The organism is Methylobacterium sp. AC690, assembly GCF_979256535.1.
Genome location: NZ_CEEDOX010000017.1, coordinates 72,020 through 98,308 on the forward strand (window position 1 = coordinate 72,020; position 26,289 = coordinate 98,308).

At 70.7% G+C, this 26,289-nt stretch carries 25 protein-coding genes; 7 read left to right on the top strand and 18 right to left on the bottom strand.

Annotation, left to right across the window (positions count from 1 at the left end):
* Position 1: 1 nt before the first annotated feature.
* Positions 2-5,377 carry an alpha-2-macroglobulin family protein gene (locus AC0IY1_RS19515; protein WP_471771686.1) on the bottom strand — a complete coding sequence of 1,792 codons (5,376 nt, stop codon included), beginning with the start codon at positions 5,375-5,377 and terminating at the stop codon, positions 2-4.
* A gap of 62 nt (positions 5,378-5,439) precedes the next feature.
* Between AC0IY1_RS19515 and AC0IY1_RS19520 the strand changes: the two genes are divergently transcribed.
* Entirely contained in the window at positions 5,440-7,056 is a 1,617-nt protein-coding gene (locus AC0IY1_RS19520; protein ID WP_471771687.1) for a serine protease, read from the top strand.
* A gap of 9 nt (positions 7,057-7,065) precedes the next feature.
* Here AC0IY1_RS19520 and AC0IY1_RS19525 read toward each other — a convergent pair whose 3' ends face one another.
* From AC0IY1_RS19525 to AC0IY1_RS19545, 5 genes are all read right to left on the bottom strand, one after another.
* Positions 7,066-7,221, bottom strand: coding sequence for a DUF3309 domain-containing protein (locus AC0IY1_RS19525; RefSeq protein WP_103708171.1), 156 nt, complete (start codon positions 7,219-7,221; stop codon positions 7,066-7,068).
* A gap of 130 nt (positions 7,222-7,351) precedes the next feature.
* Positions 7,352-8,416 (bottom strand): cysteine synthase A, encoded by a 1,065-nt coding sequence (locus tag AC0IY1_RS19530; protein ID WP_471771688.1) that lies wholly within the window; start codon positions 8,414-8,416, stop codon positions 7,352-7,354.
* 40 nt (positions 8,417-8,456) lie between these two features.
* The gene (locus AC0IY1_RS19535; protein WP_055946868.1) at positions 8,457-8,822 is read right to left on the bottom strand and encodes a response regulator; all 366 of its coding nucleotides are present in this window, start codon (positions 8,820-8,822) and stop codon (positions 8,457-8,459) included.
* A 176-nt stretch (positions 8,823-8,998) separates the two neighbouring features.
* Positions 8,999-9,568 (bottom strand): hypoxanthine phosphoribosyltransferase, encoded by a 570-nt coding sequence (gene hpt, locus AC0IY1_RS19540; RefSeq protein WP_055946865.1) that lies wholly within the window; start codon positions 9,566-9,568, stop codon positions 8,999-9,001.
* 12 nt (positions 9,569-9,580) lie between these two features.
* Positions 9,581-10,387 (bottom strand): zinc-ribbon domain-containing protein, encoded by an 807-nt coding sequence (locus tag AC0IY1_RS19545; protein WP_471771690.1) that lies wholly within the window; start codon positions 10,385-10,387, stop codon positions 9,581-9,583.
* Positions 10,388-10,624: 237 nt separating this feature from the next.
* On the opposite strand from AC0IY1_RS19545, the gene ftsE reads away from it, so the two are divergent.
* From ftsE to AC0IY1_RS19560, 3 genes are all read left to right on the top strand, one after another.
* On the top strand, positions 10,625-11,323 hold the full coding sequence (ftsE, locus tag AC0IY1_RS19550) for a cell division ATP-binding protein FtsE (RefSeq protein WP_181259686.1): 699 nt from the start codon (positions 10,625-10,627) through the stop codon (positions 11,321-11,323).
* Complete coding sequence (locus tag AC0IY1_RS19555; RefSeq protein ID WP_471771692.1) at positions 11,320-12,336, top strand: cell division protein FtsX; 1,017 nt, start codon at positions 11,320-11,322, stop codon at positions 12,334-12,336. Before ftsE ends, AC0IY1_RS19555 begins: the two co-directional genes overlap by 4 nt.
* 142 nt (positions 12,337-12,478) lie before the next feature.
* Positions 12,479-13,288 (top strand): YdcF family protein, encoded by an 810-nt coding sequence (locus tag AC0IY1_RS19560; protein WP_055946859.1) that lies wholly within the window; start codon positions 12,479-12,481, stop codon positions 13,286-13,288.
* Between the two features lie 27 nt (positions 13,289-13,315).
* Here AC0IY1_RS19560 and AC0IY1_RS19565 read toward each other — a convergent pair whose 3' ends face one another.
* The 9 genes from AC0IY1_RS19565 to AC0IY1_RS19605 all read right to left on the bottom strand — a co-directional run bounded on the left by AC0IY1_RS19565 (position 13,316) and on the right by AC0IY1_RS19605 (position 20,822).
* The gene (locus tag AC0IY1_RS19565) at positions 13,316-13,654 is read right to left on the bottom strand and encodes a hypothetical protein (RefSeq protein WP_471771694.1); all 339 of its coding nucleotides are present in this window, start codon (positions 13,652-13,654) and stop codon (positions 13,316-13,318) included.
* 2 nt (positions 13,655-13,656) lie between these two features.
* Positions 13,657-14,124, bottom strand: coding sequence for a PTS IIA-like nitrogen regulatory protein PtsN (gene ptsN / locus AC0IY1_RS19570; protein ID WP_055946855.1), 468 nt, complete (start codon positions 14,122-14,124; stop codon positions 13,657-13,659).
* 121 nt (positions 14,125-14,245) lie between these two features.
* Positions 14,246-14,857 carry a ribosome hibernation-promoting factor, HPF/YfiA family gene (gene hpf, locus AC0IY1_RS19575; protein WP_055946853.1) on the bottom strand — a complete coding sequence of 204 codons (612 nt, stop codon included), beginning with the start codon at positions 14,855-14,857 and terminating at the stop codon, positions 14,246-14,248.
* 225 nt (positions 14,858-15,082) lie between these two features.
* Positions 15,083-16,645, bottom strand: a complete 1,563-nt coding sequence (rpoN, locus tag AC0IY1_RS19580; protein WP_082512775.1) for an RNA polymerase factor sigma-54 — start codon at positions 16,643-16,645, stop codon at positions 15,083-15,085.
* A 367-nt stretch (positions 16,646-17,012) separates the two neighbouring features.
* Positions 17,013-17,801, bottom strand: a complete 789-nt coding sequence (gene lptB, locus AC0IY1_RS19585; RefSeq protein WP_471771756.1) for an LPS export ABC transporter ATP-binding protein — start codon at positions 17,799-17,801, stop codon at positions 17,013-17,015.
* 83 nt (positions 17,802-17,884) lie between these two features.
* Entirely contained in the window at positions 17,885-18,628 is a 744-nt protein-coding gene (locus tag AC0IY1_RS19590; RefSeq protein WP_471771758.1) for an LptA/OstA family protein, read from the bottom strand.
* 14 nt (positions 18,629-18,642) lie between these two features.
* Positions 18,643-19,425: a lipopolysaccharide-assembly, LptC-related protein gene (locus AC0IY1_RS19595; RefSeq protein ID WP_471771696.1), complete on the bottom strand. Its 783-nt coding sequence runs from the start codon at positions 19,423-19,425 to the stop codon at positions 18,643-18,645.
* Positions 19,426-19,666: 241 nt separating this feature from the next.
* Entirely contained in the window at positions 19,667-20,293 is a 627-nt protein-coding gene (locus AC0IY1_RS19600) for a ribonuclease D (protein ID WP_471771698.1), read from the bottom strand.
* A 166-nt stretch (positions 20,294-20,459) separates the two neighbouring features.
* Positions 20,460-20,822: a ComEA family DNA-binding protein gene (locus tag AC0IY1_RS19605; protein ID WP_471771699.1), complete on the bottom strand. Its 363-nt coding sequence runs from the start codon at positions 20,820-20,822 to the stop codon at positions 20,460-20,462.
* Between the two features lie 400 nt (positions 20,823-21,222).
* Between AC0IY1_RS19605 and rpmF the strand changes: the two genes are divergently transcribed.
* Positions 21,223-21,411 carry a 50S ribosomal protein L32 gene (gene rpmF, locus AC0IY1_RS19610; RefSeq protein ID WP_055946842.1) on the top strand — a complete coding sequence of 63 codons (189 nt, stop codon included), beginning with the start codon at positions 21,223-21,225 and terminating at the stop codon, positions 21,409-21,411.
* A gap of 129 nt (positions 21,412-21,540) precedes the next feature.
* On the opposite strand, the gene AC0IY1_RS19615 is transcribed toward rpmF, so the two are convergent.
* Positions 21,541-21,789, bottom strand: coding sequence for a hypothetical protein (locus AC0IY1_RS19615; RefSeq protein WP_471771700.1), 249 nt, complete (start codon positions 21,787-21,789; stop codon positions 21,541-21,543).
* A gap of 153 nt (positions 21,790-21,942) precedes the next feature.
* A complete protein-coding gene (phaR, locus tag AC0IY1_RS19620) occupies positions 21,943-22,566 on the bottom strand; it encodes a polyhydroxyalkanoate synthesis repressor PhaR (protein ID WP_103708164.1) in 624 nt (207 codons plus the stop codon).
* A gap of 317 nt (positions 22,567-22,883) precedes the next feature.
* Between phaR and AC0IY1_RS19625 the strand changes: the two genes are divergently transcribed.
* Both AC0IY1_RS19625 and phbB read left to right on the top strand, forming a co-directional pair.
* Complete coding sequence (locus AC0IY1_RS19625) at positions 22,884-24,065, top strand: acetyl-CoA C-acetyltransferase (RefSeq protein WP_471771702.1); 1,182 nt, start codon at positions 22,884-22,886, stop codon at positions 24,063-24,065.
* Positions 24,066-24,199: 134 nt separating this feature from the next.
* Complete coding sequence (gene phbB, locus AC0IY1_RS19630) at positions 24,200-24,931, top strand: acetoacetyl-CoA reductase (RefSeq protein WP_055946829.1); 732 nt, start codon at positions 24,200-24,202, stop codon at positions 24,929-24,931.
* 36 nt (positions 24,932-24,967) lie between these two features.
* On the opposite strand, the gene AC0IY1_RS19635 is transcribed toward phbB, so the two are convergent.
* Positions 24,968-26,224, bottom strand: coding sequence for a glycerophosphodiester phosphodiesterase family protein (locus tag AC0IY1_RS19635; RefSeq protein WP_471771704.1), 1,257 nt, complete (start codon positions 26,222-26,224; stop codon positions 24,968-24,970).
* Positions 26,225-26,289 lie beyond the last annotated feature (65 nt).

Consider the following 26,289-nt stretch of genomic DNA (forward strand, 5'->3'; position numbering starts at 1 on the left):
CCTACTTCGCGCTCACCGTCATCGAACCGAAGCCGGTGCGACCGAAGCGCTCCGGCCGATACATGTCCTCGATGGTGGCGGCCGGGTGGACGTAGGTGCCGGGGGAGACCGCCCGCACCGTGTAGGCGACCCGGAAGAAAGCCGACTGCTCGGGGCTGCGCTCGTAGGCCGCCACGAAGCGGTCATCGCGGAACTCGGTATGGACGGGGGCCACCTCCGACTTGGCGAAGGCGAGCCCGCTGAGCGCGTCGGCGTCGAGGAGCTTCGGGTTGTCGATCTCCAGGCCGGCGGGCAGGCGGTCAACGAGGAGGAGACGCCCGGCGCTGGCCTTGGCCTCGGTCACCGTGAGCACCACCACGAGGCGATCGTTCTGGCGGACCCCTTGCGCAAGGTCGACCGGGGTGCCGTCGAGGCGGTGGTAGCGCCGCTCGATCGTGTAGCCGCGCGCCTCGGCCGGCTCCGGCGCGATCGGATTGCCGCTGACACTGACCAAGGCCTGCACGGGCTGGCTGCCCGCATTGACCAGGGTGACGGGCCGGGCCTCCAGGGCGCCAGCCCGGTAGCTGCGCGCCACGGCGCCGCTCACGGGCTGGCCGTCGAGGGTGAAGCGGAGGTTGTCGGAGTCCGCGCTCAGGCCCTCCGCGGCGAGCACCATCCAGGCCTCTTCCTGGGTGCTGGTCGGCCGGCCGCCGGCCCGCTCGGCCGCGATGAGGGCGCCCAGTGGCTGGATGCTGTCGCGGGCGAGCCCCGTCTCGGCGGCCAGCGCCAGGAGGCCGGCGCCGTCGCGCAGGCGCGAGCCGTAATCCGGCCGGTAGGCCGGGCTCGCGGCCGTCTCCCGGACGCTGGCCATCGCAGCGTCGAAGGCCTTCGCCGCCCGACCACGGTCGCCGAGGAGCGCCAGGGCGGCCGCGATCTGGCCCCGCGCGAGCGGGGTGGCGAAGGCCGCGAGCTTGGTGTCGGCGAGGTAGCGCAGGTCGCCCATCACGGGCCGGCCGTTACGGGCGAGCACGTAGGCGGCGTAGGCGATGTCCATGCCGCCCTCACCAACCTCGGTGGTGTTGGCGACCGCGTTGCGCAGGCGGTCGAGAGCATTGGCGAAGGCGGTCTGGGGTACGGCGAACCCGCGCTCCCGGGCCCGGGTCAGGAAGTCGGTCACGTAGGCGTTGAGCCAGGTGTCGCTCGCGGAATCCGTGGACCACAGGCCGAAATCGCCCGCCGCGTTCTGGCGCCCGAGCACCCGCTCGATGGCCTGCCGCACACGCTCGTCGGCCTTGTCGTCGAGACCCAGCTTGTCGAGGGCGGCGAGGCGGTTGACGTAGAGGAGCGGCATCGCCCGGCTCACCGTCTGCTCGGAGCAGCCGTAGGGATAGCGGTCGAGGGATTGGAGCAGCGCCGGGACGTCGATGCCGGCGAGATTCGAGGCGGAGAGCGAGACCGTGCCGGTGCCGGGCAGGATGTCGGCCAGGAGTTCGTCCGAGAGCTTCAGGCTCGCGCCGGGATCCAGCGCCTGCAGGGAGCGGCGGGCGAGCGCCCCCGTGCCGGGACCGATGGTGAGGGCAAAGCTCTGACCGACGCCCTCGGGCAGGCCGGGCCCCCGCAGGGTCAGGTCGATCCGTGACAGGCCCGGCCCGGCGGCGGTGATGGGAATGACGAGGGCGCCCTTGGCCCCGGTCTCCAGCCGCAGGGTCCGGTGCATCGCCTCGGCGCCGACCAGGATGGAACCGGCCAGGTCGAGCTCCACCGTGTAATCGCCCGCCTGTCCCTCGACGTTGTCGAGGGCGACGTGGACGCGCGAGCGGTCGCCGACATTGAGGAAGCGCGGCAGGGTGCCGGTGAGCACGACGGGATCGCGGATGACGACGTCGGCCTGGGCCGCCCCCACCTTCGCGCGGCTCCAGGCGGTCACCATCACCCGGGCCGTGCCGTTGAAGGCCGGCAGGGGAAAGCTGACGCTGGCCCGGCCGTCGCGCCCCACCGTGACGGGTCCGGAATAGAGCGCCAGCGGTGCCTGGGTCGGGGGCGAATCGGCGAGTTCAGCCGCGCCGCCGTCGCCGCCGGAGCGGATGGCGCCGAGCGTCCCCTGCATGCCGTCGATCAGGTATCCGTAGAGGTCGCGGATCTCGGGGCCGAGCGCCTTCTGGCCGAAGAAATAGCCGAAGGGGTTGGGCGCCTCGTAGCGGGTCAGGTTGAGGATGCCGACATCGACGAGGGCCACGCTGACCCGGGCCTCCTCGCCGGATTTGAGGCCGGCGAGCTGGATCGGCAGGGTCAGGGTCTCGCGCGGGCGGGTCTTGGCCGGCGCCTCCAGGGTGACCCCGAGGGTGCGGCTGTCCCGGTCGACCCCGAACCATGCGACGCCGAGCGCCCGGCCCGGCAGGCGCTTGGCCGCTTGGTCCAGGGGCCGGTAGGCGGTGGCCACGAGGTAGGCGCCGGAGCCCCACTCGGCCTTCACGGGAATGTCGACGGTGGCGCCGGCCGCCGGCACGTCGACGGTGAGGAGCGCGTGCAGCTTGTCGCTGACGACGGCCAGCGTCGCCTGTCCCTTGAACTTCGGCTGCAGGCGCGCGTGCAGGGTCTCGCCGGTGGCGTAGGCCGCCTTGTCCAGGCGCAGGTCGAGGAGATCGGGCACGTCCGCGGTCTCGCCACCGCTCCAGCCCACCGTGAAGGTCACGCTCGCCGTAGCGGCCGGGCGGCCCGGCACGCTCGCCTCCAGCCGGTAGGTGCCGTAGCTGACCGTGGCGCTGACGCGGCCCGGCGCGTCGGGCGTCAGGTCGAGGCGGCCGTCGGCGATGCGGCGGGTGCTGGTGACCGGCTCGTAGGACCAGCGCCCACCCTCGCGGTACCATTGATAGGTCTTCTCGACGCGCTGGAGCGTCCAGGCGACGTTCCCCTGCGACAGGCGTCGGCCGTCGGGCGCGGCCATGACCACGTCGAAGCCGGCGACGCTGCCCTCGGTCAGATCGCCGCCGAACCCCTTGCGGATGGCGAGCACCGGGCCCTGGGGCAGGATCGGCAGGGTCAGGCTGCGGCTCAGCGCCCGCCCGCCGGGCTCGCCGACCTGCAGGGTGATCTTCGCCTCGGTGGGGCGTGGGGCGGCGAGCGCCTGCACGGGCACCACGAGCCGGGCCTTGCCGGCCGCGTCGGTGGTGGCACGGGCGTCGATCTCCGCCGAGGCGGCCTCCACCCGCTCGTCGTCGAGGCCGACGGAGTAGCCCTCGAGCCCCTTGATGCCGCTGCCGGAGGCCTGCTGCACCAGGACGGTGCCGGAGACCTCGAGCCCGGCGCCCGGCGCGCCGTAGAGGTAGCGCGCGGCCACGTCGATGGTGGCGGGCGCGCCCCGGGTCAGGCTCGGCGTCGCACTCTCCAGGGTCACCTCCAGGCGCTCGGGGACGTAGTCCTCCACGAGGAAGCTCGCCTCGCCGATGGCGGGCGCCTTGGGGTCGGTATAGGCCGCCACCCGCCAGGTGCCGTGCTGCGCGCCGGCCAGGAGGGGGAGCGCCAGGGCCCGCCCGCCGAGGCCTGCATCGGGCAGCGGGGCGCGCCGGTACTCGACGCCGTCCGGGCGCTTCACCACCAGGGTGAGCGGAATTTCCGGCACCGCGAGGCCGGTGGCGTCGCGCAGGAGCCCGGTGAGGTTCACGGTCTCGCCCGAGCGGTAGACCCCGCGCTCGGGAAACACGTAGGCCTCGACGGCGCCGGGCTGGGGCCGGCCCCTCACGCCGCGATCCGTGAGGTCGAAGGCCGATTGGCCGAGATCGAGAAAGCCGTAATCGTCGCCGATCTGCGCCACCACGAGGCCCGGTGCGGCGCCCCCCTCCCCGCGGGCGAGGCCCGACGCGAAGGCGGCGTGGCCTTGGCCGTCGGTCTTTGCCGTGGCCAGGACCTCGTTGTTGCGCGCCACAAGCCGAATCTCGGCGCCGGGCACGGTCTCGGCCGAGGCCAGGGAGCGGGCGAAGACGTGGACGCCGTCACGGCCCTTGAAGGCGGTGAGGCCGAGATCCGAGACCACGAACCATTGCGTGGCCTGGGTCTCGTAGCCGCCCTCCTCGTCGGCGGACGCGGCGGAAGCCCCGCTGGCCTGGGCCAGCATGATGTAGATGCCGGGTTCGAGCTTGCCGACCGCCTGAAGGACCGGGAAGGCGGTGACGGCCTCCTGGTTCAGCTCGGCCTTGGCCGTGTCGAGCACGCCCTTCCAGACGCGCTGGCCTTTCTGGTCGGCGATGGTGCGGGCGGTGGCGCCGGTGAGCTGGGATAGGAAGTCCTCGGCCCGCAGGGACGGCAGGAGGCCGCGGTCGCCGACCCGAAGCACCTCGACGTCGATCTTGGCCGCGTTCACCGAGACCAGGGGCACGCCGGCTTGGCCCGTGCGGGGCAGGACGTAGTTGCGCCCCGTGAAGCGGACCTGGGGGGAGCGGTCCCGGACGTAGACCTCGTAATCGGCCGATTTCAGCAGGCCCTCGCCGGCCGCCGAGGGCAGGCCGGAGCGCACCACGAAGGCATAGCGCTCACCGTGCTTGAGGCCATCGACGCAGACCTGCTGGCCGGTGGCGGTGACGGCGGCGTTGGCCGCACCCGAGACCGCGATGTAGGGCGTGAAATCGGTCTTGGCCGCGATGCCTTCGGAGAACTGGAAGCAGATGCGCGGGGCCGCGGCATCCGAATCGACGGTGTAGTTGAGGATGCGGAAGCCGTGCTCGGCCCGCAGGGATTCATAGGTCTCGCGCACTTCCGTGTCGTCGGCCAGGGCGAGGCTGGCGCGGTAGGCCTCCAGCGACGGGCGCCACTCCGACTCGGCCGCATAGACTTCGCCGAGGACGGCGAGCGCCGCGGCCTCGACCGCCGCAGCGCCCGCCCGCAGGTAGCCTTGGTAGGCGGCGGCCCGGGCGTTGCGGCGCAGGCGCAGGCGGTTGGCATAGTCGCCCGTCCGACCGTCGTTGCCGACCGTATTCGCCGCCCGGGCATAGGCGAGCCAGTTGGCCGGCTCGCCGGGCTCGCCCGCCACGGCGAGGCCGAGGGGCTTGAGGGCGTCGGCCGGCTTCTCGGCCTCGATCAGGGCCTCGCCCTCGGCGCGGGCCTTGGCGGCGACCTTCGCGTCGGGCTTCGCCGCGCCGGCCTCGCTCTTCAGCGTGGCCTCGAGGCGCACGCCGTCGCTGGCGAGGTCCTCGCGCACGAAGGTCTTGGGAGCCCCTGTCTTGGCAGCGCCCGCCTTGGAAGCGGAGGGCGTAGGCACAACCTTGGCCGCGGCGCGGGGGGCGGGAGCCTGCGCCTGGACGGAGGCGGGGAACGCCAGCAGCCCGGCGAGCGCGAGGGCCTGCAGAATGCCCGAGACGCCGACCGCGGATCGGGGCGAGCGCCCGTGTCCGGTTGATCCCGACATGCTTCCACCCCGTCGTCCGGACGCCGATGCGGTGCGCCCGACGGAACCGTAGCACTTCGCGCATGGCCCGCAACGGCCTGGAATTCGGGCACGGGCTCTGCCACACCGGACAGGTTCTCGCGGAGAGGCGCGACCCGACCATGACGCGACGCGATCGGTCCATCTGGAGCGCAACCGGTTTCATGCTGGGGATGATGGCGGGGGCCGCTTCGGCCCAGGGACCCGCCGCTCCCCTGCCATCCACTGCCCCGCCCTCCGCACCCGCTCCCGGGCGGACGAAGCCGGCCGCGCCCGATCCGGCCTTCGAGGCGGCGCGGACCGTGTTCGAGGCCTTGCCGGAAGGCGAGCGCAAGGGCCTGCAGGACGCCCTGGTCTGGACCGGCGACTACAACAGCGTGGTCAACGGCACCTTCGGGCGGCGCAGCTTCGAGGCGCTCCAGGCCTATGCGAAGCGCAGCGGCGGGACCGGCCTGCCGGACGCGACCGGACGCGCCGCGCTGCTGAGGGAGGGCGCGGCGGCGCGCGCAGCCGCCCGCTTCGTCGTCAAGCCGGACCCGGCCAGCGGCGTGGTGCTCGGCGTGCCCGAACGCGTGCTGCCGAAGCGCGCGGCGCAGCCGGGCGGCACCCGCTGGCAGAGCGCCGACGGACGAATCACCCTGGAGACGAAGTCCTCTCCCGCCGGCGAGACAGGGCTCGAGGCGGTCTTCGCACGCGTTACGGCGCCGAGCCCCGACCGGCGAGTGACCTACAAGCTCCTGCGGCCCGACTTCCTGGTGGTGACCGCCGAGACCGCGACGGGGAAGTCCTACATCCGCTACGCCGCCGGCGAAGCGGGCTTGCGCGGCCTCACCCTCGGCTACGACAAGGCCCTGGCCGGCGAGGTCGACCGCCTCGCCATCGCCATCGCCAACAGCTTCGTGCCCTTCCCCGATGCGGTTCCGGGCGCCGTCGCGGCGCCGGTGGCAACCGCCGTTCCGGCTCCCGCGCCGCCGCCCCTGCCCGGGACCCGTCCGGCGCCGCTTGCGACCGGCCTCCTCGTGGCGCCAGGGCGCGTGCTGACGAGCGCGGCGGCCCTGGCCGGATGCCGGGTGCCCCTGGTCGCGGGCCAAGCGGCGCGCGTCGGTGCCGGCGCCACGGCCGATCTGATTCTCTTGGAAACGGGTCCCCTCGCGGGCCGGACCGCGATCACACCGCCGGTCCGCGGACGCGGCCTGACCGAGGGCGAGGCTGTGGCGGCCCTCGTCATCGATGGCGAGGGCGGCGTCGCGGTGGCGCCGGGACAGGCAGGCATGGATCAGACGGGCATGAATCAGGCAGGCATGGATCAGGCGGGCATGGATCAGGCGGGAACAGGAGGGGCGGTGGGGAGCGCACGGATCACGGCACCGCTCCAGCCGGGTGCGGGGGGCGCTCCGATCCTGGATCGCGCGGGCGCGGTGGTCGGCCTGGTCCAGACGGTCTCGGCACAGCCTCGGCAGGTGGCGGGCGTGGTGCCGCCGGCGCGCTACGGCCTCGTGACCGGGGCCGCGCTGGCGACCTTTCTCGGTGCGGCGGGCGTCCGGGCCCCGTCGCTGCGCGAAACCGGCGCGAGCGGGGCCGGCCCCCAAGAGGCCGGCACGCTGGGCGCAGCCGCCGCAGCCCTGGCGGGCGCGGTGGTGGCCGTCACGTGCCAGCCGTGAGCGGAATCGTCAGATGCGCCCGGTGACGAGGAGGACGATCAGGATGATGACGAGCAGGCCGCCAAGTCCGAAGCTCGGTCCACGGTAAGCACCGCCGCCGAGGAAGTTACCGCCGCCAAGCACGATCAGGATCAGGAGGATGAGGAGAATGGTCGTCAGGGTCATGGATGGGAACTCCGTCACGCGCCCAACCAGAATTGCTTGAGCTTGACCGTACAAACGTCGCCGTGGCGATTCCGTTCAACGGTCCGTGCGGCATAATCCCACAAAGGCAGAGTTTTTCCTCCGATCGACTTCAGGCCCGCCAATCGGGCAGCGAATTCGATGCGGGTCCCAGCCAATCCGGCACCGGCAAGCCCCGCCTGGCCAGGAAAGCGGGGTTGAACAGCTTCGAGGCGTAGCGCGCCGCGCCGTCGCACAGGATGGTCACGACGGTGTGGCCCGGCCCGAGTTCCCGGGCGAGCCGGATCGCCCCGGCGACGTTGATGCCCGACGACCCGCCGAGGCTCAGGCCCTCCTCCCGCATCAGCCGGAAGACGATCTCGAGGGCCTCGGCATCGGGAATCCGAAAGGAGACGTCCGGGGCGAAGCCCGCGAGGTTGCGGGTGATCCGTCCCTGGCCGATGCCCTCCGTGATCGACGAGCCCTCCGCCTTCAGGGTGCCGGTGGTGTAGTGGGCGTACAGCGCGGACCCCTCCGGGTCGGCGAGGCCGATCCGCACGTCGGGGCGCGCGGCGCGCAGGGCCTCGGCGGTCCCCGCGAGGGTGCCGCCGGTTCCGGCCGCACAGATGAAGCCGTCGACCGCCCCACCGGTCGCCGCCAGGATCTCCGGGCCCGTCGTCTCCACGTGGGCCTGCCGGTTGGCGACGTTGTCGAACTGGTCGGCGAAGAAGGCTCCGGCCGGTTCGGTCTCGGCCAAGCGCTCGGCGAGCCGGCGGGCGGCGTGAACGTAGTTGTTGGGGTTGGCGAACGGCACCGCCGGCACTTCCACCAGGCGGGCGCCGGCCAGGCGCAGGGTTTCCTTCTTCTCGGCCGACTGCGTCTCCGGGATCACGATGACCGTGCGGTAGCCGCGCACCGAGGCCACGAGCGCCAGACCGATGCCGGTATTGCCGGCCGTGCCCTCTACAATGGTGCCGCCGGGCCGGATGGCGCCCCTTGCCTCGGCGTCGCGCACGATGGAGAGCGCCGCCCGATCCTTCACCGAGAGGCCGGGATTCAGGAATTCCGCCTTGCCCAGGATGGTGCAGCCGGTCTCCTCGGAGGCGCGCGCCAGGCGGATCAGGGGCGTGGCGCCGATGGCCGAGAGGATGTCGGGCAGGTGACTGTCGGGCAAGTGACTGTCGGAATGGAGGATCATGCGCGGGATTCCGGGTACGAGGCGGCGGACCCGGCGCGTCTCAGGCGGCGAGCGCCCGATTTACCGTGGAGCGCAGGTCGGCCAGGGAGAACGGCTTCGTCAGGACGTCGGTCACGATGGCATCGAGGCCCCGCGCACGCTCGCGCTGGTCGGCGAAGCCGGTCATCAGCAGGATGGTGAGATTGGGAAAGTCGCGCTTGGCCGCGAGCGCCAGGGCGATCCCATCCATCAGCGGCATGCGGATGTCGGTGAGCATGAGGTCGAACGCGCCGTCCGCCTCGGTCAGCCGGTCGAGGCCGTCGCTGCCGTCCGTGGCCGTGACCACGGCGTGACCGTCGATCTCGAGGCCCCGCTTGAGGAAGCCCCGCACCGTCTCTTCGTCATCCACCAGGAGGATGCGGGCCATCGTGCGTCTGTATCTCTCTCGGATCCGAGCGCTCAGTCACGCAAGCGCCGACGCGCCCTGTCAAGGGATCGTCGGACACAGCAAGCCCTTTAAGAGCCAGATCGTTTCATATTCTCCGGCACGCACGACGAATTCCGCGCGCGCGGCAAATTCTGCGGATCGTGAGCGGGTGCGTCTCAGGTGCCGCCGAACAGGTCGGGCTCCCGGCTCTCGTAATCGACGAGGCCGACGAAGGGCAGCTGGCGGTAGGCATGGGCGACATCCATGCCGTAGCCGACCACGAACACGTCCGGGCAGGTGAAGCCGACGAAATCCGCATCAATGGTCACGGCGCGCTTGCCGGGCTTCTCCAGAAGCACGGCGGTGAGCACCCGCTTGGCGCCCCGCGCCATCAGCAGGTCCTTGGCGAACACGATGGTGCGGCCGGATTCGAGGATGTCGTCCACCAGGAGGACGTCGCGTCCGCGCACCTCGCTCTCCACGTCGCGCAGGATCTCGACCTGCCCCGAAGAGACCGTGGCGGTGCGGTAGCTCGACAGGTGGACGAACTCGGCCTGCGGCTCCAGCCCGACCCGGTGCAGGGCGCGCAGGAGGTCGGCGGCGAACATGAAGCTGCCCTTGAGCACCGCCACCACGAGCAGGTTCTCGGGATTGGCGGCGGCGATGGCCGCTGCGAGTTCCTCGGTGCGCCGGGCGATGGCGGTTTCGTCGAAGAGGACGCGGACGCGTCGGGAAGCACTGGTCATCCGCGTTCCTTATCACGGGGCCGGGGCGCTGGCATCGGCCTTCGGCATGGTCTCGCCCGCCTCGGCGGCGGCAAAATGCACGCGGACCGAGCGGCCCTGCGCCGGCGGCGCCGACAGGCTCGCGCGGAAGCGCGCGGTCTCGCTCTTCTCGAGGGCGGCGCGCGGTGGCGCGATGCGCCAGCGATAGAGCGCCTGGTCGCGCCCGTCCCGGACCTCCACCTCGATCGGCGGTACCGCGGCCTCGGCGGCGACGCCGACGAGATCCCCCTCCACCACGAGCTGGCCCTGCGCGCCCTCCCCCGGGCTCTGGAATGCCACGACGTCGCGGAACTCGACGCCACGCAGGTTCACCGGAAATCCGACCCGGGCATAGAGACCGGCGCTCTGCGGCATCGCCCGCACCACCGTGGCCCGTCCAAGAACGGCGAGACCGAGTCCGCCGAGCACGGCGAGCCCGAGGGCGGCCCCGGGCGAGGCCAGGGAGAAGCCGTTGCGCTTCGGCCTCGCGGGCTTGGCCCGGGCCCGCGGACGCGGCGTCTCTGAGGGCGAAGGATCGGGCTCGGGTTCGGCGGCCAGGGCCGACTCCCAGGCATCGAGATCGGCCTGGGCCGAGGCGCGGCTCTGCGCCGCGTCGGGGCCGAGCTCGGAGGCGGCCATCATGGCCGCGGTCATCTCGGCCTCGAGGGCGGCGGAGACGTCGTCGGGGGAGATGAACCAGGTCTCGCGGCAGGCCGCGCAGCGCACCGAGCGCCCGTCCGCGCCGACGCGGTCCACGTCGATCTCGTACGCGCTGGTACAGGACGGGCAGACGATCAGCATGGCGTCCGTGGACCTCGGATCTCGATGGACGGTTGCCGACGGGGGCAAAAAGACTCAAACGGTTCTCCGCCAACACGGTTAACCGTCCGTGAAGCGGGCGGCCTATAAGCGGGATGCGCAGGACCGTCGCACGAGGGCCGTCGCACGAGGGCAGTCCTGGTTGGGCCGTCTTGGTTGCGCAGTCTTGGTCGGGCAGGCGTGGTTGGGCAGGACCTTGGGGGGATCGTGGCGGATCGGGTGAACACGCAGTCGCTCCTCTCCGGAGCCGAGGAGCCGGTGGTCCAGTTCGAGAGCGTCGGCATGCGCTACGGTCTCGGGCCGGAGGTGCTGAGCGATGTCAGCTTCCAGATCGCACCGCGCTCGTTCCAGTTCCTCACGGGACCGTCCGGTGCGGGCAAGACCACCCTGCTGCGCCTGATTCTGCTGTCGGTGCGCCCCACCCGCGGCCTCGTGTCGGTCTTCGGCGAGGAAGTCAGTGACATCTCCAGCGAAGCGCTGACCGGCCTGCGGCGGCGCATGGGCGTGGTCTTCCAGGATTTCCGCCTGCTCGACCACCTCACCACCTACGAGAACGTCGCGCTGCCCCTGCGTGTCCAGGGGCGGTCGGAAACGAGTTACCGGGCCGAGGTCGTCGAACTCCTGCGCTGGGTCGGCCTCGGCGAGCGCATGCACGTGCTGCCGCCCCTTCTCTCGGGCGGAGAGAAGCAGCGCGCCGCCATCGCCCGGGCGCTCATCGCCCGGCCGGAACTGCTCCTGGCCGACGAACCCACCGGCAATGTCGACCCCGGCCTCGGCCGCCGCCTGCTGCGCCTGTTCATCGAACTCAACCGGCTGGGCACCTCGGTCCTCATCGCCACCCACGACTTCGCCCTGATGGACCTCGTCGATGCCCGGCGCTTCGTCCTCGGCGATGGACGCCTGACGGTCGAGGCATGATGGACGAGACCGACACGCCATCCGCCGCGCCGGCACACCGTCCGCCGCCCCGCACCGACGACCGGCCACCGGTGAAGCCTCCGGCGCCGCCGGAGTCGCGCGCGGCCCCCCTGCCCCCGACCCTACGCCGCAACGCCCCCCTGGTCCCGACCGACTCGGCGGCCAGCCGGGCCCTGGCCGCCGTCATCGCGATCCTGACCTTCCTCGCCGCGCTCTGCGCGGGCGCGGCCGAGATCGTGGCCTCCAGCGCCGTTCAGTGGCAGGACACGGTGGCCCAGGAAGTGACGATCCAGGTGCGTCCGAGCCCCGGGCGCGACATCGATGCCGACGTCGCCCGGGCCGAGGGCCTGGCCAAGGCCACGCCCGGCATCGCCGCCGTGCGGGTGTTCTCGAAGGCCGAGGCCGAGCGCCTGCTCGAGCCCTGGCTCGGCAGCGGCCTCGACCTCTCGGACCTGCCGGTGCCGCGGCTCGTGACCCTGAAGCTCGCCGAGACGGCCCCGGACCTCAAGCCCCTGCGCAGTTCCCTCAGCGAGGCGCTGCCCGGGGTGGCGAGCCTCGACGACCACGCCCTCTGGCTGCGTCGGCTCTCCACGGCGGCCAACACCTTCGTGGGCGTCGGGGTCGGCATCGTCCTTCTGGTGCTGGTGGCGACGGGCCTCGCCGTGGTCTTCGCGACCCGCGGCGCCATGGCGGGCAACCGGGAGGTGGTGGAGGTCCTGCACTTCGTCGGCGCCAACGACGACTTCATCGCCCGGGCCTTCCAGCGCCGGTTCTTCGGCCTCGGCCTGCGCGGCGGCATCATCGGCTCGGGCGCGGCCATCGCGGCCTTCGCGCTGGCCGGGCTGGTATCGCGCAACTGGCGCTCCGGCCCGGCCGGGGAGGAAATCGAGGCGCTGTTCGGCACCTTCCACATCGGCTGGCGCGGCTACGCCGCCGTGCTCCTCATCGGCGTGATCGCGTCGGTGGTCACCGGCATCGTCTCGCGCCTCACCGTGCGACGGTTCCTGGCCTGAGGAACGGGGGCCCGCGACAGCGGCGCGCGCCCTGTCACGGAAGCGGGCGATCCCGTTAACCCTTCATGAACCTTTCGGGGCGGAGATACTTGCCTCGTGAACGCCCCAATCGGGGCTACTCTCTGGGGGAATGACGAGGCGGATGTCAGCCAGCGGCACCATGAGGCCCTCCGAGGCTTTCGGATGGGCCTGGACCGACGCCGCATCCCGCGCGCCTGCCCCGGCGCGCCGGCAACCGGATGCGTCCGGCCCTGGATCCACGGCGCGAAGCGGGCTCGGGCCGACCGCCAAGGCCACCCTCGGCCTCGCGGCCACCGGTGCCGTCGCGCTCTTCTGCGGCTTCCTGACCTTCGTGGCCTGCCTGGAGCGGGACGAGCGCGTGCCGCAGGGCCGGGCCGACGGCATCGTGGCGCTCACGGGCGGGGCGCAGCGCATCGGCGACGCCATCGACCTTCTCGCCAACGGCTACGGCCGACGCCTGCTGATCACGGGTGTCAACGAGCGCACCAGCCGCGACGAGATCGCCCGTCTCAACCCGACGCAGCGGCACTGGATCGATTGCTGCGTCGACCTCGACTATCGGGCGCGCAACACCATCGGCAACGCCATCGAGACCCGTCGCTGGATGCGCCAGCACCGTTTCAGCACCGTGACGGTGGTGACCTCGAACTACCACATGCCCCGCACGATGGTGGAACTCGACCACGCGCTCGTGGGAGCCGACCGCGTCGTGCCCCATCCGGTGATCGCGGAGGGCTTCGATGCCGACCGTTGGTGGCATCACCCCGCCTCCGCCAAGTTGCTGGCCTCGGAATACCTGAAATTCCTCGTGGCCTGGGTCCGGACCCGCTTCGAGCATGATCCGGAGCGCTCACGGGCCGCCATCCTGATCGGACGCGGCAAGCCGATCAAGATGGTCGCCGAACCGCTGCTGCTGCGCGGGCAGGAATAGGCCGAATCCCGCTCGGAGCCCGAGGCTTCACAGCCCCTTGCACTGGCTCCGGATCATCCCGGCGAATTCCTTCTCGGACGTCTGGACTTGGTTCAGGCGGTCGGTGCGCTCGACCCCTGAGAGGCAGCGACCATAGACGCTCGCCACCCGGCGCATGGTCTCCACGTGCCGACGCCAGACGCGACACTGGTCGGCCGCTTCGCTGCCGGCCTGTTCGAGCTGGTCGATCGCCTGGCGCTGCATCGAGTTCGCCACGAGGACGTCGCGGGCGCAGGCGGTATCGGTGACGCCGCGCTGCTGCGCGTGGGCCGGCGCGGCGGCGAGCAGGAGGGCAATCAGAGCGGGCGCGCAGGGCAGGATCCGCATGATCAAGCGGCCTGCGAGGCCGAGGTGTGGGTGAGCAGCGCGTAGAGGGCACTGGCGTCGCGGGCGGCGCGGATGCGCTCGAGGATACCTGGCTCGCGCAGGAGGCGGGCGACCTGGGCCAAAGCCTTCAGGTGGTCGGCGCCGGCCCCCTCGGGAGCCAGGAGCAGGAAGGCGATGTCGACGGGCTGGCCGTCGAGGGCATCGAAATCCACCGGCTTCTCCAGCCGGGCGACGAGGCCGAACAGCCGGTCGAGGCCGGGCAGCTTGCCGTGCGGGATGGCGACGCCGTCGCCGATGCCGGTGGAGCCCAGGCGCTCGCGCTGCAGCAGGGTCTCGAACACCTCGCGCTCGTCCAGCGCCGGAAGCTGACGGACCGCGTGAGCGCTGAGCTCCTGCAGCATCGACTTCTTGGCGCGGACGCGCAGGGACGGCACCACGGAATCCGGAGAGAGGAATTCCAGCACTGGCATGAAGGACCGTCGCCCCGTCGGCGGCGGCCGAGACCCGGCCGCCACTCCATGAAAGGTCGGGCCGCCCGGGGCGGCCCTTGGACTCAATCGAACGGGTTCAGGCTCTGTTCCCGACCCGCGCCTACGAGGCTGCCTCGGCCGGATCGACCCAGCCGATGGCCCCGTCCGTGCGGCGGTATACGACGTTGATGCGTCCGGTGCCAGCGTGAACGAACACGATCACCGGCGCGCCCGTGAGGTCGAGGGCGGTGACCGCCTCGCTGACCGAGTGGCGCTTCAGGGTCTTGGTGCTCTCCGCCACCACGGGCGGGTGCGCCGCTTCCCCGTCGTCGCCATCCTCGTCGAGGTCGATGGCCTCGGCCTCGCTCGGAGCCGCGAACACCGCGTAGGCCGCCTGCACGGTCGCGCCGTCATGGCCGGCCGCGCCATGGTCCTTCAGCTTGTGCTTGTAGCGCCGCAGGCGCTTTTCCAGGCGGTCCGCCGTCTGCTCGAAGCTTGCATGGGCGTCGTGGGCGGCGCCGGAGGCTTCCAGGGTCAGGCCGGAAACGAGGTGGAGCACGCAATCGGTGCGGTAGGCGGTTCCGTCCCGCCGCAGGGTGACGTGGCCGGAGCAGGTCCCGCTCATGTGGCTGTCGAGATACTTCGAGAGGGTGGCAGCCATTCGCTCCTCGACCCGCCCCCGAAGAGCTTCGCCAAGGTCCAGGCCGTGGCCCGTCACGCGCAATGACCCCATGATCCCTCCGATTTTCGTTGTGGACACGCCCTGGGTGAGGCGCAACCTGAGTTAAGGAGCCTCTCTCGGAGAAGTCAACGCGAGGTCGGGCCCGGGCCTTGTGCGGGCCTCCGATCCGTCATTCGCGGCCCGGGCCCCGGCCGCGCGCGAGCCGTCGGGCCCGCGCAAGGCGGACCTCGCCGATCCGATCCGTCCGTCGCCAAAGGGGATGCCGCCGCGGTCGCTTCACCGCCCCGCGTAAGCGAAATGCTCGCGGCGGCGCTCGATCGAGGAGGGAATGCGCAGGGACTCCCGGTACTTGGCGACGGTGCGGCGGGCGATGTCGATGCCCTCGTCACGCAGGCGCTGCACCAGGGCGTCGTCGGAGAGCACGTCGCTCGGCGCCTCGCCGTCGACCAGCTGCTTGATGCGGTGGCGGACGGCCTCGGACGAATGCGCGGCGGTGCCGGCGGCGCCCGGGATCGCGGCGGTGAAGAAGTATTTCATCTCCAGCGTGCCGCGGCTGGTGCCGATCGACTTGTTCGAGGTGACCCGCGAGACGGTGGATTCGTGCATGCCGATCGCCTCGGCCACCGTCTTCAGGTTGAGCGGGCGCAGGTGCGCGACGCCGTGCAGGAAGAACGCGTCCTGCTGGCGCACGATCTCGGAGGCGACCTTGAGGATGGTGCGGGCCCGCTGCTCCAGGCTGCGGGTGAGCCAGTTGGCGGTCTGCAGGCATTCCGACAGGAAGGCCTTGTCACCCTCGGCCGCCGCACCGCGCGAGACCCGGGCATAATAACTCTGGTTGACCAGCACCCGCGGCAGGGCCTCGGCGTTGAGCTCCACCAGCCAGGAGCCATCGGGCGCGGCACGCACGAACACGTCGGGGATCAACACCTCGACGGCCCGGCTTCCGAAGGCGCGACCGGGCTTCGGATCGAGCCGGCGCAGCTCGGCCAGCATGTCGACGAGGTCCTCGTCGTCGACGCCGCAGAGCCGACGGAGCGCCGCGAAGTCGCGCTTCGCCACGAGGTCGAGGCGCGACACCAGGGCCTGCATGGCCGGATCGAACCGGTCGCGGTCGCGCAGCTGCAGGGCGAGGCACTCGGCGAGGTCGCGCGCGGCGATGCCGGCGGGCTCGAAACTCTGGACGAGCTTCAGCACCCGGGCGACCCGGTCGAGGGACGCGCCAAGGCGCTCGGCCACCGCATCGATGGATTCGCGCAGGTAACCGGCATCGTCGACGGCATCGATCAGGAAGCCGCCGATCAGCCGGTCCATGGGATCGCGGGTGGCAAGGTCGAGCTGGGCGCCGAGATGCTCGCGCAGGGAGATTTCGGCGGTGAGGCTCGCCTCGAAATCCGGGGCCTCGCCGTCGAAGCTGCCGCCGGTATTGCCGTAGGGCGCCGGCGTCAGGGAGAGCATGTCGCCGGACGCCGCCTCACGGGCATGGGTCGGGTTCTCGTCCGAGAACACGTTGTCGAGGCGGGTGTCGAGGGCGCTCTCCATGTCGGCGCCGCTCGCCGTCAGCGTGGTGGCGATCCAGGGCTCGTCGCCTCCGTCATAGTCGCCGCCCTCGCCGTCCCCGTCGCGATCGACCGAGGATTCGGAGGGTGTCTCGGCCGGCGGGCGTTCGCCCTCGCTCTCACCGTCGGCGCGCTCCAGCAAGGGATTGCGCTCGAGTTCGGCATCGACGTACGCGGCGAGGTCGAGCTGGGAGAGTTGGAGCAGCTTGATCGCCTGGAGAAGCTGAGGCGTCATCACCAGGGCTTGGCCCTGGCGCATTTCCAGCCGTTGCAGCAGACTCATCGTTGTCGCCCCGGGTGAGTCGCGCCTCAGGTCGGCGGCACACGTCGCCGTGAGCCGAACCTCGGCACAAATCTTGCTTCCTGTCGTCTGTTCCCAGGTCTAGCGCCAACCCGATCCCACGTCAAAGCGTGGCGGATCAGATTTGCACGCAAATTGGGCAGGCTATGAAAGCGGCATGGGGATACGCGCCCCCATGGAAGTCGGACCGTCGCATCGCCGACGCTAACAAAAGCTTGTGAGATCAGTGGAAATTCCCGCACTGCACCAAGGATAGGCGGCTTGAGGCGTGTCGGACGCCGGCTGAAAAACCTGCGGGCTGCGATCCGGATGCAGGGCTGCCCCTGTAGCATCCGGACGGGACCGGCCCCTAAAGGCGGAAATCCTCGCCGAGATAGAGGCGCCGGGCCTCCGGATTGGCCACGATCTCCTCGGGCGTCCCCTCGGTGAGGATACGGCCCGAATGGGCGATGTAGGCCCGATCGATCAGCCCAAGGGTCTCGCGCACGTTGTGGTCGGTGATGAGCACGCCGATCCCACGCTGCTTCAGGTGCTTCACCAGGTCCTGGATATCGCCGACCGCGATGGGGTCGATCCCCGCGAAGGGCTCGTCGAGCAGCATGAAGCTCGGCGAGGACGCGAGCGCCCGGGCGATTTCGCAGCGGCGGCGCTCGCCTCCGGAGAGGGCGATCGACGGCGACTTGCGCAGGCGCGCGATATCGAACTCTTCGAGCAGCGATTCGAGCTTGCGGGCGCGCTCCTTCCGATCGGGCTCGGCCACCTCGAGCACCGCGCGGATGTTGTCCTCCACGGTCAGGCCGCGGAAGATCGAGGCCTCCTGCGGCAGGTAGCCGATGCCGAGGCGGGCCCGCTGGTACATCGGCAATTGGGTGATCGGCAGGCCGTCCAGGGTGATGGTCCCGCGATCGGCCGTGACGAGGCCGGTAATCATGTAGAAGATGGTGGTCTTGCCGGCGCCGTTGGGGCCGAGCAGTCCGACCGCCTCGCCGTTGCGCACGGTGAGACCGGCCTCGTGCACCACGGTGCGGGCGCCGTAGCTCTTGCGCAGGCCACGCACGCAGAGGATGCCCGGTCCGCCGCCCTCCTCGACGATGGCAGCCGCATCGGCCGCGCGACGACGGGCGCGACCGCCGAACAACCGCCGGAGCAGGGAGGGTGCCGGCGGCGCGCCGGCACGGTCGGAGGAGCGCTCCGCCAGGGCGGGCGCCGGCGCCGCGGCACTCAATTCGTCTGGGCCCGGGACTTGCCGGCAGGCTTCTCGGCGGAGGCTTCGGTGGGCTTGTCGGCCGGCGGCCTGGTCGCGCGTCCGGCGATGGGGGCCGGCGTGCAGCCCCTGCCCTTGGCCCCGTCCTCCTTCTGCGGCACCAGGAGGGCGGAGACGCGCCCGCCTGCCACCGGGTCCATATTGGCCCGACCGGTGTTCATGTCGTAGACGAGGCGGGAGCCGCGGGTGACGTTCTGGCACTGGCTCAGGATGACGTTGCCGGTGACCACGATGCGCTTGGCCTCCTGATCGAACACGGCGTTGTCGCCGGTGGCGATCTGGTCCTTCTGCACCACGGTGACCGGGCCGGCGCATTCCACGCGCTGGATGCCGTTCTCGTTCAGGCCGGCCGCCCGCTCGGCCTGGCTGGCCGGCTCGCCGCCCGGCGCCGTCGCTTCCTTCTTGTCCTTGCCGCGCTTGTAGCGCACCGTCATGCTGGAGCAGCGGATCGTGCTGTCGCCCTGCACGGCGACGACGTTGCCGGCGAAGATCGCCTTGTTCTCGCGGTCGAACACGTCGAGACGGTCGGCGTCGATCTTGATCGGTTCCTTGCCGCTGCCCCCGAGGTTGCCCAGGGGCGAAGCGGACTTCTCCTTGCGCGGGGCCGCAGGCGCCGTCTGTGCCGCGACGGGTCCGGCCGCGATCACAGCCGCCAGCGCGAGCGCGAGGGCCGTCCGGCGCCGATGCGGAACGACGTCCATCCCCGTGGGCCGCGTCACGGGCGGCGCTCCCCGTCCTCGGGCTCGGCCGCCGTGGTCCGGATACGCGCCGGCTTGTCGGTCAGACCGGCGACCTGAGCCTTGTCGGCCTGGGCTTCGGACTTGTCCTGCGGATCCCGACCGTGCAGGACCGTATGGACGTTGCCGACGAAAGAGATGACGTGGCCACTGTCGATCACCTCCAGGGTGTCGGCCACGATGGTGCCGGCGGGCATCGAGACGGCGACGGTCTCGCTCGACCGCACGCTGCCGGCCTTGAAGTCGACGGCCGCCGTCTTCAGGCGGACCTCCTCGCCCTTGTCCGTCCAGAGCCGGATGTCCCGGTCGAGGTTCAGGGATTCGCGCGTGGAATCGAACACGCCGGAGGCGGCTTCGAGGTGCACGAGGCCGCCCTTGTCGTCCGTGTTGAGCTGGCCCTTCATCGCCTGCAATTCGATCACGCTCGGCTTGCGAACGTCCTGGAAAGCGGCGGTGGCGGTGACCTCGTAGCCCCGGTCGCCCTTCCGGAAGCCGGACAGGCGAGGATTCTCCATCTTCACCTTGCTGCCCGACAGGCTGAGCTGGCCGACCGACACGTCGGGCAGGCCGGCCCCGAAGGGATTGAACAAGGTGACGACCGCGAGCGCGAGGACGGCGGTTCCGGCGGCGAGGGGAATCAGCCGCCGCAGGGCGCGCACGTGGCTGCTGTGGTTGCGCGCCCGCGCATGGGCGCGGGTCCGGCGCGCATCGACGCGGCCGTCGCTCGTCTGCCCCGTCTCGATCGCCGCGCCCAGGTGCATGATCTTTCCAACATCGTGCCCCGGCGGCGTCGGCACGCGCGAGGAGCGCGCCACGGCTGGGTCGACCGCCGGATGACCGGGGGCAGTGGCGAAGTTATGACGGGAAGCTTGAGAAAGCATCAAGCCTCCGGTTCACCCGAGGGCGGAATGGCGCAGGCGCGCGGGCGGGGATGTGCGACGGCGCACGGAGACGGGCGCGCAGGACGTCGGCGCGACGGCGCCTGTGCGGCGGAGGCCGCCGTCAGGCATGCGCGAAGATGTCGGTGTCCGGCCAGCCGGCGAGATCGAGCCGGGCGCGGGTCGGCAGGAAGTCGAAGCAGTTCCGCGCGAGATCCGTGCGGCCCTCCCGCTCCAGCATCGCGTCGAGGCGCGCGCGCGCGGCGTGCAGGTAGAGGACGTCGGAGGCGGCGTAATCGACCTGGGCCTGGCTCAGGGTATCGGCGCCCCAATCCGAGGATTGCTGCTGCTTGGACAGGTCGACGCCCACGAGTTCGCGGACCACGTCCTTCAGCCCATGCCGGTCGGTGTAGGTGCGAGCCAGCTTCGAGGCTACTTTGGTGCAGTAGACCGGCGCCGGCATGACCCCGAGGCCCCGGAACAGCACCGCGAGATCGAAGCGTGCGAAGTGGAAGATCTTCAGGGTGGCCGGATCGGCCAGCACGCGCATCAGCGTCTCGGGCGCCGGACCGCCGGGGATGATCTGGACCACGTCAGCCGTGCCGTCGCCGCGCGAGATCTGTACGACGCAGAGCCGGTCGCGATGCGGGTTGAGCCCGAGGGTCTCGGTGTCGATGGCAATGGCCGGGCCGGCGACGTAGTCGGCAGGCAGGTCGCCGCGATGCAGGCGAATGGCAGGATGCGGCGGCATGGACGGGGAATTTCCGCGCTGGGATCGACGACGGGCCACGAACGGCGTTTCTCGTGTGATCCCCGGCGCCTATCATCGGGCCCCGACCCCCGCAAGGGTGGCAGACTGCGCGGCGCGCGGGAGCACCCCGCGCGCCGCATCAGGCCCTGGGTCTGTTTGACCAGCCTCATTTCTGCTTCGCGATGACCTTGTCCTTGATGCCGTCATAGGCGTTCTGGGGGATGATCTTCTTGGACAGAAGCTCGTCCTTGCCACGATAGGGGCGCCCCTTGATGATCGCGGCGGAGCGGGCGGCGCCGATGCCTGGCAGCGCGTCGAGCTCGGCAGCGGTGGCGCTGTTGATGTCGACCAGGGTCGTCTTCGCGGTCGGCTCGACCGTCGGCGCCTTGGGCGCTGCAGGCGCGGTCGGCGCCACGGTCTTGGGAGCCGTCGTGGGCATGGGGGTGGCCGGGCTCGGCGCCTGGGCCAGGGCGGGCCCCGCGGTGAGGCAGGTCAGAACGGCGAGGGTACGCAGCAGGGATGAGGACATGGATGTCTCCCGAAAGCATCGCCCTCCGCGCGATGCGGCAGCGAGCCTGTCCCCTGAGTAGAAGCTCCAACTTGAACCGCAGATTAAAGTCCTCGCACGTTTCCGTGCCGGGATCTTCGGCGTATCACGCGGGCGAATCCTCTGCGGGTTCAAAGCGGAGGTCTGGCCAGCGCGGCGGTGAAGGAAATCCTCCGCAGGGACCTTCGCCGCGTGGCGGTCCGATCCGCGCCGCACCTGGCGGCACCGTCTGTTCCGGCCTCCTGCGCGGGACACTCTAGCCAGAACCTGCGGGTGGCGTTATAGAGCCGCCAGCGAATCTCCGTTTGACCACGGTACCGAGGCGGCCTTCCCCTGGAAGTCGCGCCCACGGTGCCTTTTTTGCCGTAACAGGACTCTTCCGATGGCCGTTCCGAAGCGAAAGACCTCTCCCTCGCGTCGCGGCATGCGCCGCTCCGCCGACGCCCTCAAGGCCCCGACCTACGTCACCGACAAGGATTCGGGCGAGCTGCGTCGTCCCCACCACATCGATCTCAAGACCGGCATGTACCGGGGCCGCCAGGTCCTCAAGGTGAAGTCGACCGAGGCTTGAGCCTCGCGGGGGCGCCGTACGGCTGCCCCGGACTGCACCGCAGATCCGAGATTCCCGAGCCGTGGCCCCGCAAGGGCCCGGCTTTTTTCGTTGGCCGATCCTTACCGCCGGGGGCGACGTCAGGGTCTGTCAGGCGCGGCGCGCCGCCTCGGCGTAGCGCGCGGCGGCCGAGCGTGTGCGCTCGAAACGGGACGGCCTCAGGGTCGGCTCGACGCTGACGATGAGCTGGGCCAGGAAGCCCGACAGGGGACGAGCCGGGATCGGTCGAAACCCGGGCGCCGCGCCGCCGGAGATCACCACGAGGTCACGACGCGGGAGGGAGTCCGATTCGGGCAGCGCGCCTGCCAGGTCGTCCCGCGCCGTCTCGGTACGCGCCATGGCCCTCGCTCCCCGGGCCCGCATGGCCCGTGGGAACAGAATTGGCCCGCGTTAACGGTTCGTCAACCTTTGATCCGGCGCCTGCCGCGCAGCAAGGTTACCGGTTGAGGGTCTCGGACGATTCCTTCGGCCCGCAATTCCTGCGGCCCGCGCTCACTTCTTGGCGAGGTCCTCGAGACGGGACTGCATCTCGGCCATCTGGCGCTTGAGGTCGTCGAGGTCGTTCCCAGCCGGGCCGTGCTGGGTCGGGGCGGGAACGCCCGCGGACTTGCCTGCCGAGGAGGGATGGGCGCCCATGCCGGAGAGCGGGCCAGTGCCGAAGGTGGTGAACATCTTCATTGCGTCGCCGAAGAAGCTCATATTCGCCCGGACCTGCTCCTCCATCGCGCTCTGGAACGCGGTGGGCGCGAAGCTCTGCGCCATCTTCTCGCGCAAACCCTCCTGGTCCCGGGCGAAATTCGCCATGGAGAATTCCAGGAAGCTCGGAACCATGGTGCGCATGCTGTCGCCGTAGAATCGGATCAACTGCCGCAGGAAGGCCACCGGCAGCAGGTTGTCCTCGCCGGCCTTGTTCTCCTGCTCGAAGATGATCTGCGTCAGCACCGACCGGGTGATGTCGTCGCCCGAGCGTGCGTCGTAGACGAGGAAGTCCTCGCCGTTCTGCACCATCGTCGCCAAGTCCTCGAGGGTGACGTAGGTCGACGTCCCGGTGTGATAGAGGCGCCGGTTAGCGTATTTCTTGATGACGGTGTGGGTGGACTTACCGTTATCCGCCATTTCTGGGGGCCTCTCCCGGCGCGTTCGTAGCCGCGCGATCTTCTTACGGCGGCGCCGAGGACCGCTGCTCGATCCCGCGCCGCACAAGTGCACCTTAAGACGTTCCCGTGCCGACGAAAACAGCAATTTATCGCCCATCCCGCGGAATACCACGCAACGGAGCGTTTCCTGTCACGGGCGGAGCTGCAAACAACCTTCGGATGCCTTGACTTCGCAGGGTCGACGGCTTTCATCCGGGAGAACGGCACAAAGGCGCCCACGCTCGATTGCATTCAGAGCGTCAAGGGAGCGCCCGCCGGGATGAGGAGAACGTCACCATGGCAGCAGAAGAAATCGTCATCGTCGGCGCGGCGCGCACCGCGGTGGGCTCGTTCGGCGGCGTCTTCAACACCGTCCCCGCGCACGACCTCGGCGCCGTGGCGATCAAGGCCGCCCTCGAGCGCGCCGGCGTCCCGGCCGACGACGTGGACGAGGTGATCTTCGGCCAGGTGCTCACCGCCGGCGCCGGCCAGAACCCCGCCCGCCAGGCTGCCATCAAGGCCGGCATCCCCGAGAAGGCCACCGCCTGGGGTGTCAATCAGGTCTGTGGCTCGGGCCTGCGCACGGTCGCCATCGGCATGCAGCAGATCGCCAACGGCGACGCCACCGTGATCGTGGCCGGCGGCCAGGAATCGATGTCGCTCTCCCCGCACGCGCAGTACCTGCGCGGCGGCCAGAAGATGGGCGACGTCAAGCTCGTCGACACCATGATCAAGGACGGCCTCTGGGACGCCTTCAACGGCTACCACATGGGCCAGACGGCCGAGAACGTGGCGCAGGCCTTCCAGCTGACCCGCGAGCAGCAGGACCAGTTCGCCACCGCCTCGCAGAACAAGGCCGAAGCCGCCCGCAAGGAGGGGCGCTTCAAGGAGGAGATCGCCCCCGTCACCGTGCCGGGCCGCAAGGGCGACGTCGTGGTCGACACCGACGAGTACATCCGCGACGGCGCGACCGTCGAGGCCATGGCGAAGCTCAAGCCGGCCTTCACCAAGGACGGTACCGTGACCGCCGCCAACGCCTCGGGGCTCAACGACGGCGCGGCCGCCATCGTGCTGATGTCGGCCTCCGAGGCCGAGCGCCGGGGCATCAAGCCCCTGGCCCGGATCGTCTCCTGGGCAACGGCCGGCGTCGACCCGAAGGTGATGGGCACCGGCCCGATCCCGGCCTCGCGCAAGGCCCTGGACAAGGCCGGCTGGAGGGCCTCCGACCTCGACCTGATCGAGGCCAACGAGGCCTTCGCCGCCCAGGCGCTCGCCGTGAACAAGGACATGGGCTGGGACACCGACAAGGTGAACGTCAATGGCGGCGCCATCGCCATCGGCCACCCGATCGGAGCCTCCGGTGCCCGCGTCCTCGTCACCCTGCTGCACGAGCTGAAGCGCCGGGACGCCAAGCGCGGCCTCGCCACCCTCTGCATCGGCGGCGGCATGGGCGTCGCCCTCTGCGTCGAGCGCGTCTGAGCCCGCGCTCCGACCGGCGCCGCATGAATTCTTGACGGCGCCGCAAATTTAAATCGGTCGCGCTCGACGTGGACCCTCCGCTAAAGCGCGACCGGCCAAACATAATCACAAGAAACCAGCTTTCGGAGGAAACCATGGCTCAGGAACGCGTCGCACTCGTCACCGGCGGTACCCGCGGCATCGGCGCCGCCATCTCGAAGGGCCTGAAGGCCAAGGGCTACAAGGTCGCGGCCAATTACGGCGGCAACGACGAGGCGGCCAACGCCTTCAAGAACGAGACCGGCATCCCGGTCTTCAAGTTCGACGTCGGCGACTACGCGGCCTGCGAGGCCGGCATCAAGGCGGTCGAGGCCGAGGTCGGCCCGGTCGACATCCTGGTCAACAATGCCGGCATCACCCGTGACGGCCTGTTCCACAAGATGACCTTCGAGAAGTGGCAGGCGGTCATCAAGACCAACCTCGACTCCGCCTTCACGGTGACCCGCCCGGTGATCGAGGGCATGCGCAACCGGGGCTTCGGTCGCATCATCCTGATTTCCTCGATCAACGGACAGAAGGGCCAGATCGGCCAGGCCAACTACTCGGCCGCCAAGGCCGGCGTGATCGGCTTCGCCAAGGCCCTGGCCCAGGAAAGCGCCTCGAAGGGCATCACCGTCAACGTGATCGCGCCGGGCTACATCGCCACCGACATGGTCATGGCGGTGCCGGAGGACGTGCGCAACAAGATCATCTCGACGATCCCGGTGGGCCGCCTCGGCGAGGCCGAGGAGATCGCCCGCGCGGTGGAGTACCTCGCCGCCGACGATTCCGGCTTCATCACCGGCTCGACCCTGACCATCAACGGCGCCCAGTACATCGCCGGATAGTCGTTCGCGCGGCTTCCTTCGCGGGAGCCGCGCCCCTCACTCGATGTCCATGCAATTGGCATAGAACGTCGCCGTCGCCGGCCAGTCCGAGAAGACCCCCTTCACCCCGACGTCGCGGTACAGCACGTCGAGGAGCGCGAAGGTGTCCCCGTCCCGGTCGATCAGCGGACGGATCGATTTGTAGTAGTACCCTCCGCCATCCTTCAGCGGCCCCGAGCGCTCGAGCGACCAGGTGATCAGGTCGAGGCCGGCGGACCGCGCCGCGCGCGCGTAAGCCGAGGGTACGATCGTCCCGTTCGGCCCGACCCGGACCAGCATCCAGAGGGGCGGCGCCAGGGTGCGCAGGCCCAGGGCAGCCAGCTCCGCCATGCCGGGCTTCCAGCTCTCCGGTTTCTCGGGATCGAAGCCCGGATCGGTCTCGTCGCGGTTGTCGAGCCACAGGGCCTGCCGCCCGAATTCGGGCTCCGCCTTCAGCCAGTGCAGGATGTCCCGAAGCTGGAAGCTCTGCGGACGGACCTCGGAGGCCGGGATGCCCGCCCGCTTGTAGGCCTCGATCATCGCCTGGGCATACTGGTCCTGGCTGTAGCCCTGGAAGGGCATCGGCACTTCGGGAGCTTTCAGCTCGGGGGTGAAGCGGCGTCCCAGAGTTTTGACCAGGGCGATGTACGCGTCATGGGTCATCAGCGTGCCGGTGGTGGCGTAGAGATCGGTGCGCCAGCGCGGAGTCGCATGCGCGTAGGCTTCCCGGGTCGTGGCCTGGGGGTCGCTCGCGTCCATCTTGCCGTTGAGGCTCATGAACTCGGCCAGGGTCAGGTCGCTGGTGCAGCAGCGGGCCGAGGCCTTGCGCCCGGTGGCCGGATCGGCGGGCTGGAAGTCTTGGCTGCACTTGGCCGCCAGGTCCGGGCGGGCGAGGATGTCGGTGGTGGCGTGCAGGTCGCATTGCGCGTGCCGGCAGACCAGCTGCCAGTCCCGCGTGAAGGCGACATCGCACTCGATCACGCCGGCGCCCATGCGGGCGGCCGCCAGCACCCCCTCCCGCGTGTGCTCGGGAAACTGCAGCGGCGCGCCCCGGTGCGAGATCGAGAAGCGGCGGGCGGTGTAGGGCCTGTCCGCCCCGCAGGCCTGCAGGCGCTCCTTCAGGGGGCCGGGCTTCATGCTGTCCACGAGGTAGAAGGGTCGCGGCCCAAGCTGAGCCGGTTCCCCCGCGCCTGCCGGGCCTGCGGGGAGGACGAGGGCCATCCCCGCGACCCGCGCGCCCCGGGCCCAACCCGATCCAAGAGATGCCGTGCCCATAGCTCCGCCTCCGCGCCGATCGCCGACTCCACGGAGGTAGAGCCTGCCCGTGACCCGTCGATGAA

Bases quoted from the DNA above. Each gene is read 5' to 3' on its own strand.
- AC0IY1_RS19515 (WP_471771686.1), bottom strand. From the start codon at position 5,377: ATGTCGGGATCAACCGGACACGGGCGCTCGCCCCGATCCGCGGTCGGC.
- AC0IY1_RS19520 (WP_471771687.1), top strand. From the start codon at position 5,440: ATGGCCCGCAACGGCCTGGAATTCGGGCACGGGCTCTGCCACACCGGA.
- AC0IY1_RS19525 (WP_103708171.1), bottom strand. From the start codon at position 7,221: ATGACCCTGACGACCATTCTCCTCATCCTCCTGATCCTGATCGTGCTT.
- AC0IY1_RS19530 (WP_471771688.1), bottom strand. From the start codon at position 8,416: ATGATCCTCCATTCCGACAGTCACTTGCCCGACAGTCACCTGCCCGAC.
- AC0IY1_RS19535 (WP_055946868.1), bottom strand. From the start codon at position 8,822: ATGGCCCGCATCCTCCTGGTGGATGACGAAGAGACGGTGCGGGGCTTC.
- hpt (WP_055946865.1), bottom strand. From the start codon at position 9,568: ATGACCAGTGCTTCCCGACGCGTCCGCGTCCTCTTCGACGAAACCGCC.
- AC0IY1_RS19545 (WP_471771690.1), bottom strand. From the start codon at position 10,387: ATGCTGATCGTCTGCCCGTCCTGTACCAGCGCGTACGAGATCGACGTG.
- AC0IY1_RS19555 (WP_471771692.1), top strand. From the start codon at position 11,320: ATGATGGACGAGACCGACACGCCATCCGCCGCGCCGGCACACCGTCCG.
- AC0IY1_RS19560 (WP_055946859.1), top strand. From the start codon at position 12,479: ATGTCAGCCAGCGGCACCATGAGGCCCTCCGAGGCTTTCGGATGGGCC.
- AC0IY1_RS19565 (WP_471771694.1), bottom strand. From the start codon at position 13,654: ATGCGGATCCTGCCCTGCGCGCCCGCTCTGATTGCCCTCCTGCTCGCC.
- ptsN (WP_055946855.1), bottom strand. From the start codon at position 14,124: ATGCCAGTGCTGGAATTCCTCTCTCCGGATTCCGTGGTGCCGTCCCTG.
- hpf (WP_055946853.1), bottom strand. From the start codon at position 14,857: ATGGGGTCATTGCGCGTGACGGGCCACGGCCTGGACCTTGGCGAAGCT.
- rpoN (WP_082512775.1), bottom strand. From the start codon at position 16,645: ATGAGTCTGCTGCAACGGCTGGAAATGCGCCAGGGCCAAGCCCTGGTG.
- AC0IY1_RS19590 (WP_471771758.1), bottom strand. From the start codon at position 18,628: ATGGACGTCGTTCCGCATCGGCGCCGGACGGCCCTCGCGCTCGCGCTG.
- AC0IY1_RS19595 (WP_471771696.1), bottom strand. From the start codon at position 19,425: ATGCACCTGGGCGCGGCGATCGAGACGGGGCAGACGAGCGACGGCCGC.
- AC0IY1_RS19600 (WP_471771698.1), bottom strand. From the start codon at position 20,293: ATGCCGCCGCATCCTGCCATTCGCCTGCATCGCGGCGACCTGCCTGCC.
- AC0IY1_RS19605 (WP_471771699.1), bottom strand. From the start codon at position 20,822: ATGTCCTCATCCCTGCTGCGTACCCTCGCCGTTCTGACCTGCCTCACC.
- rpmF (WP_055946842.1), top strand. From the start codon at position 21,223: ATGGCCGTTCCGAAGCGAAAGACCTCTCCCTCGCGTCGCGGCATGCGC.
- AC0IY1_RS19615 (WP_471771700.1), bottom strand. From the start codon at position 21,789: ATGGCGCGTACCGAGACGGCGCGGGACGACCTGGCAGGCGCGCTGCCC.
- phaR (WP_103708164.1), bottom strand. From the start codon at position 22,566: ATGGCGGATAACGGTAAGTCCACCCACACCGTCATCAAGAAATACGCT.
- AC0IY1_RS19625 (WP_471771702.1), top strand. From the start codon at position 22,884: ATGGCAGCAGAAGAAATCGTCATCGTCGGCGCGGCGCGCACCGCGGTG.
- phbB (WP_055946829.1), top strand. From the start codon at position 24,200: ATGGCTCAGGAACGCGTCGCACTCGTCACCGGCGGTACCCGCGGCATC.
- AC0IY1_RS19635 (WP_471771704.1), bottom strand. From the start codon at position 26,224: ATGGGCACGGCATCTCTTGGATCGGGTTGGGCCCGGGGCGCGCGGGTC.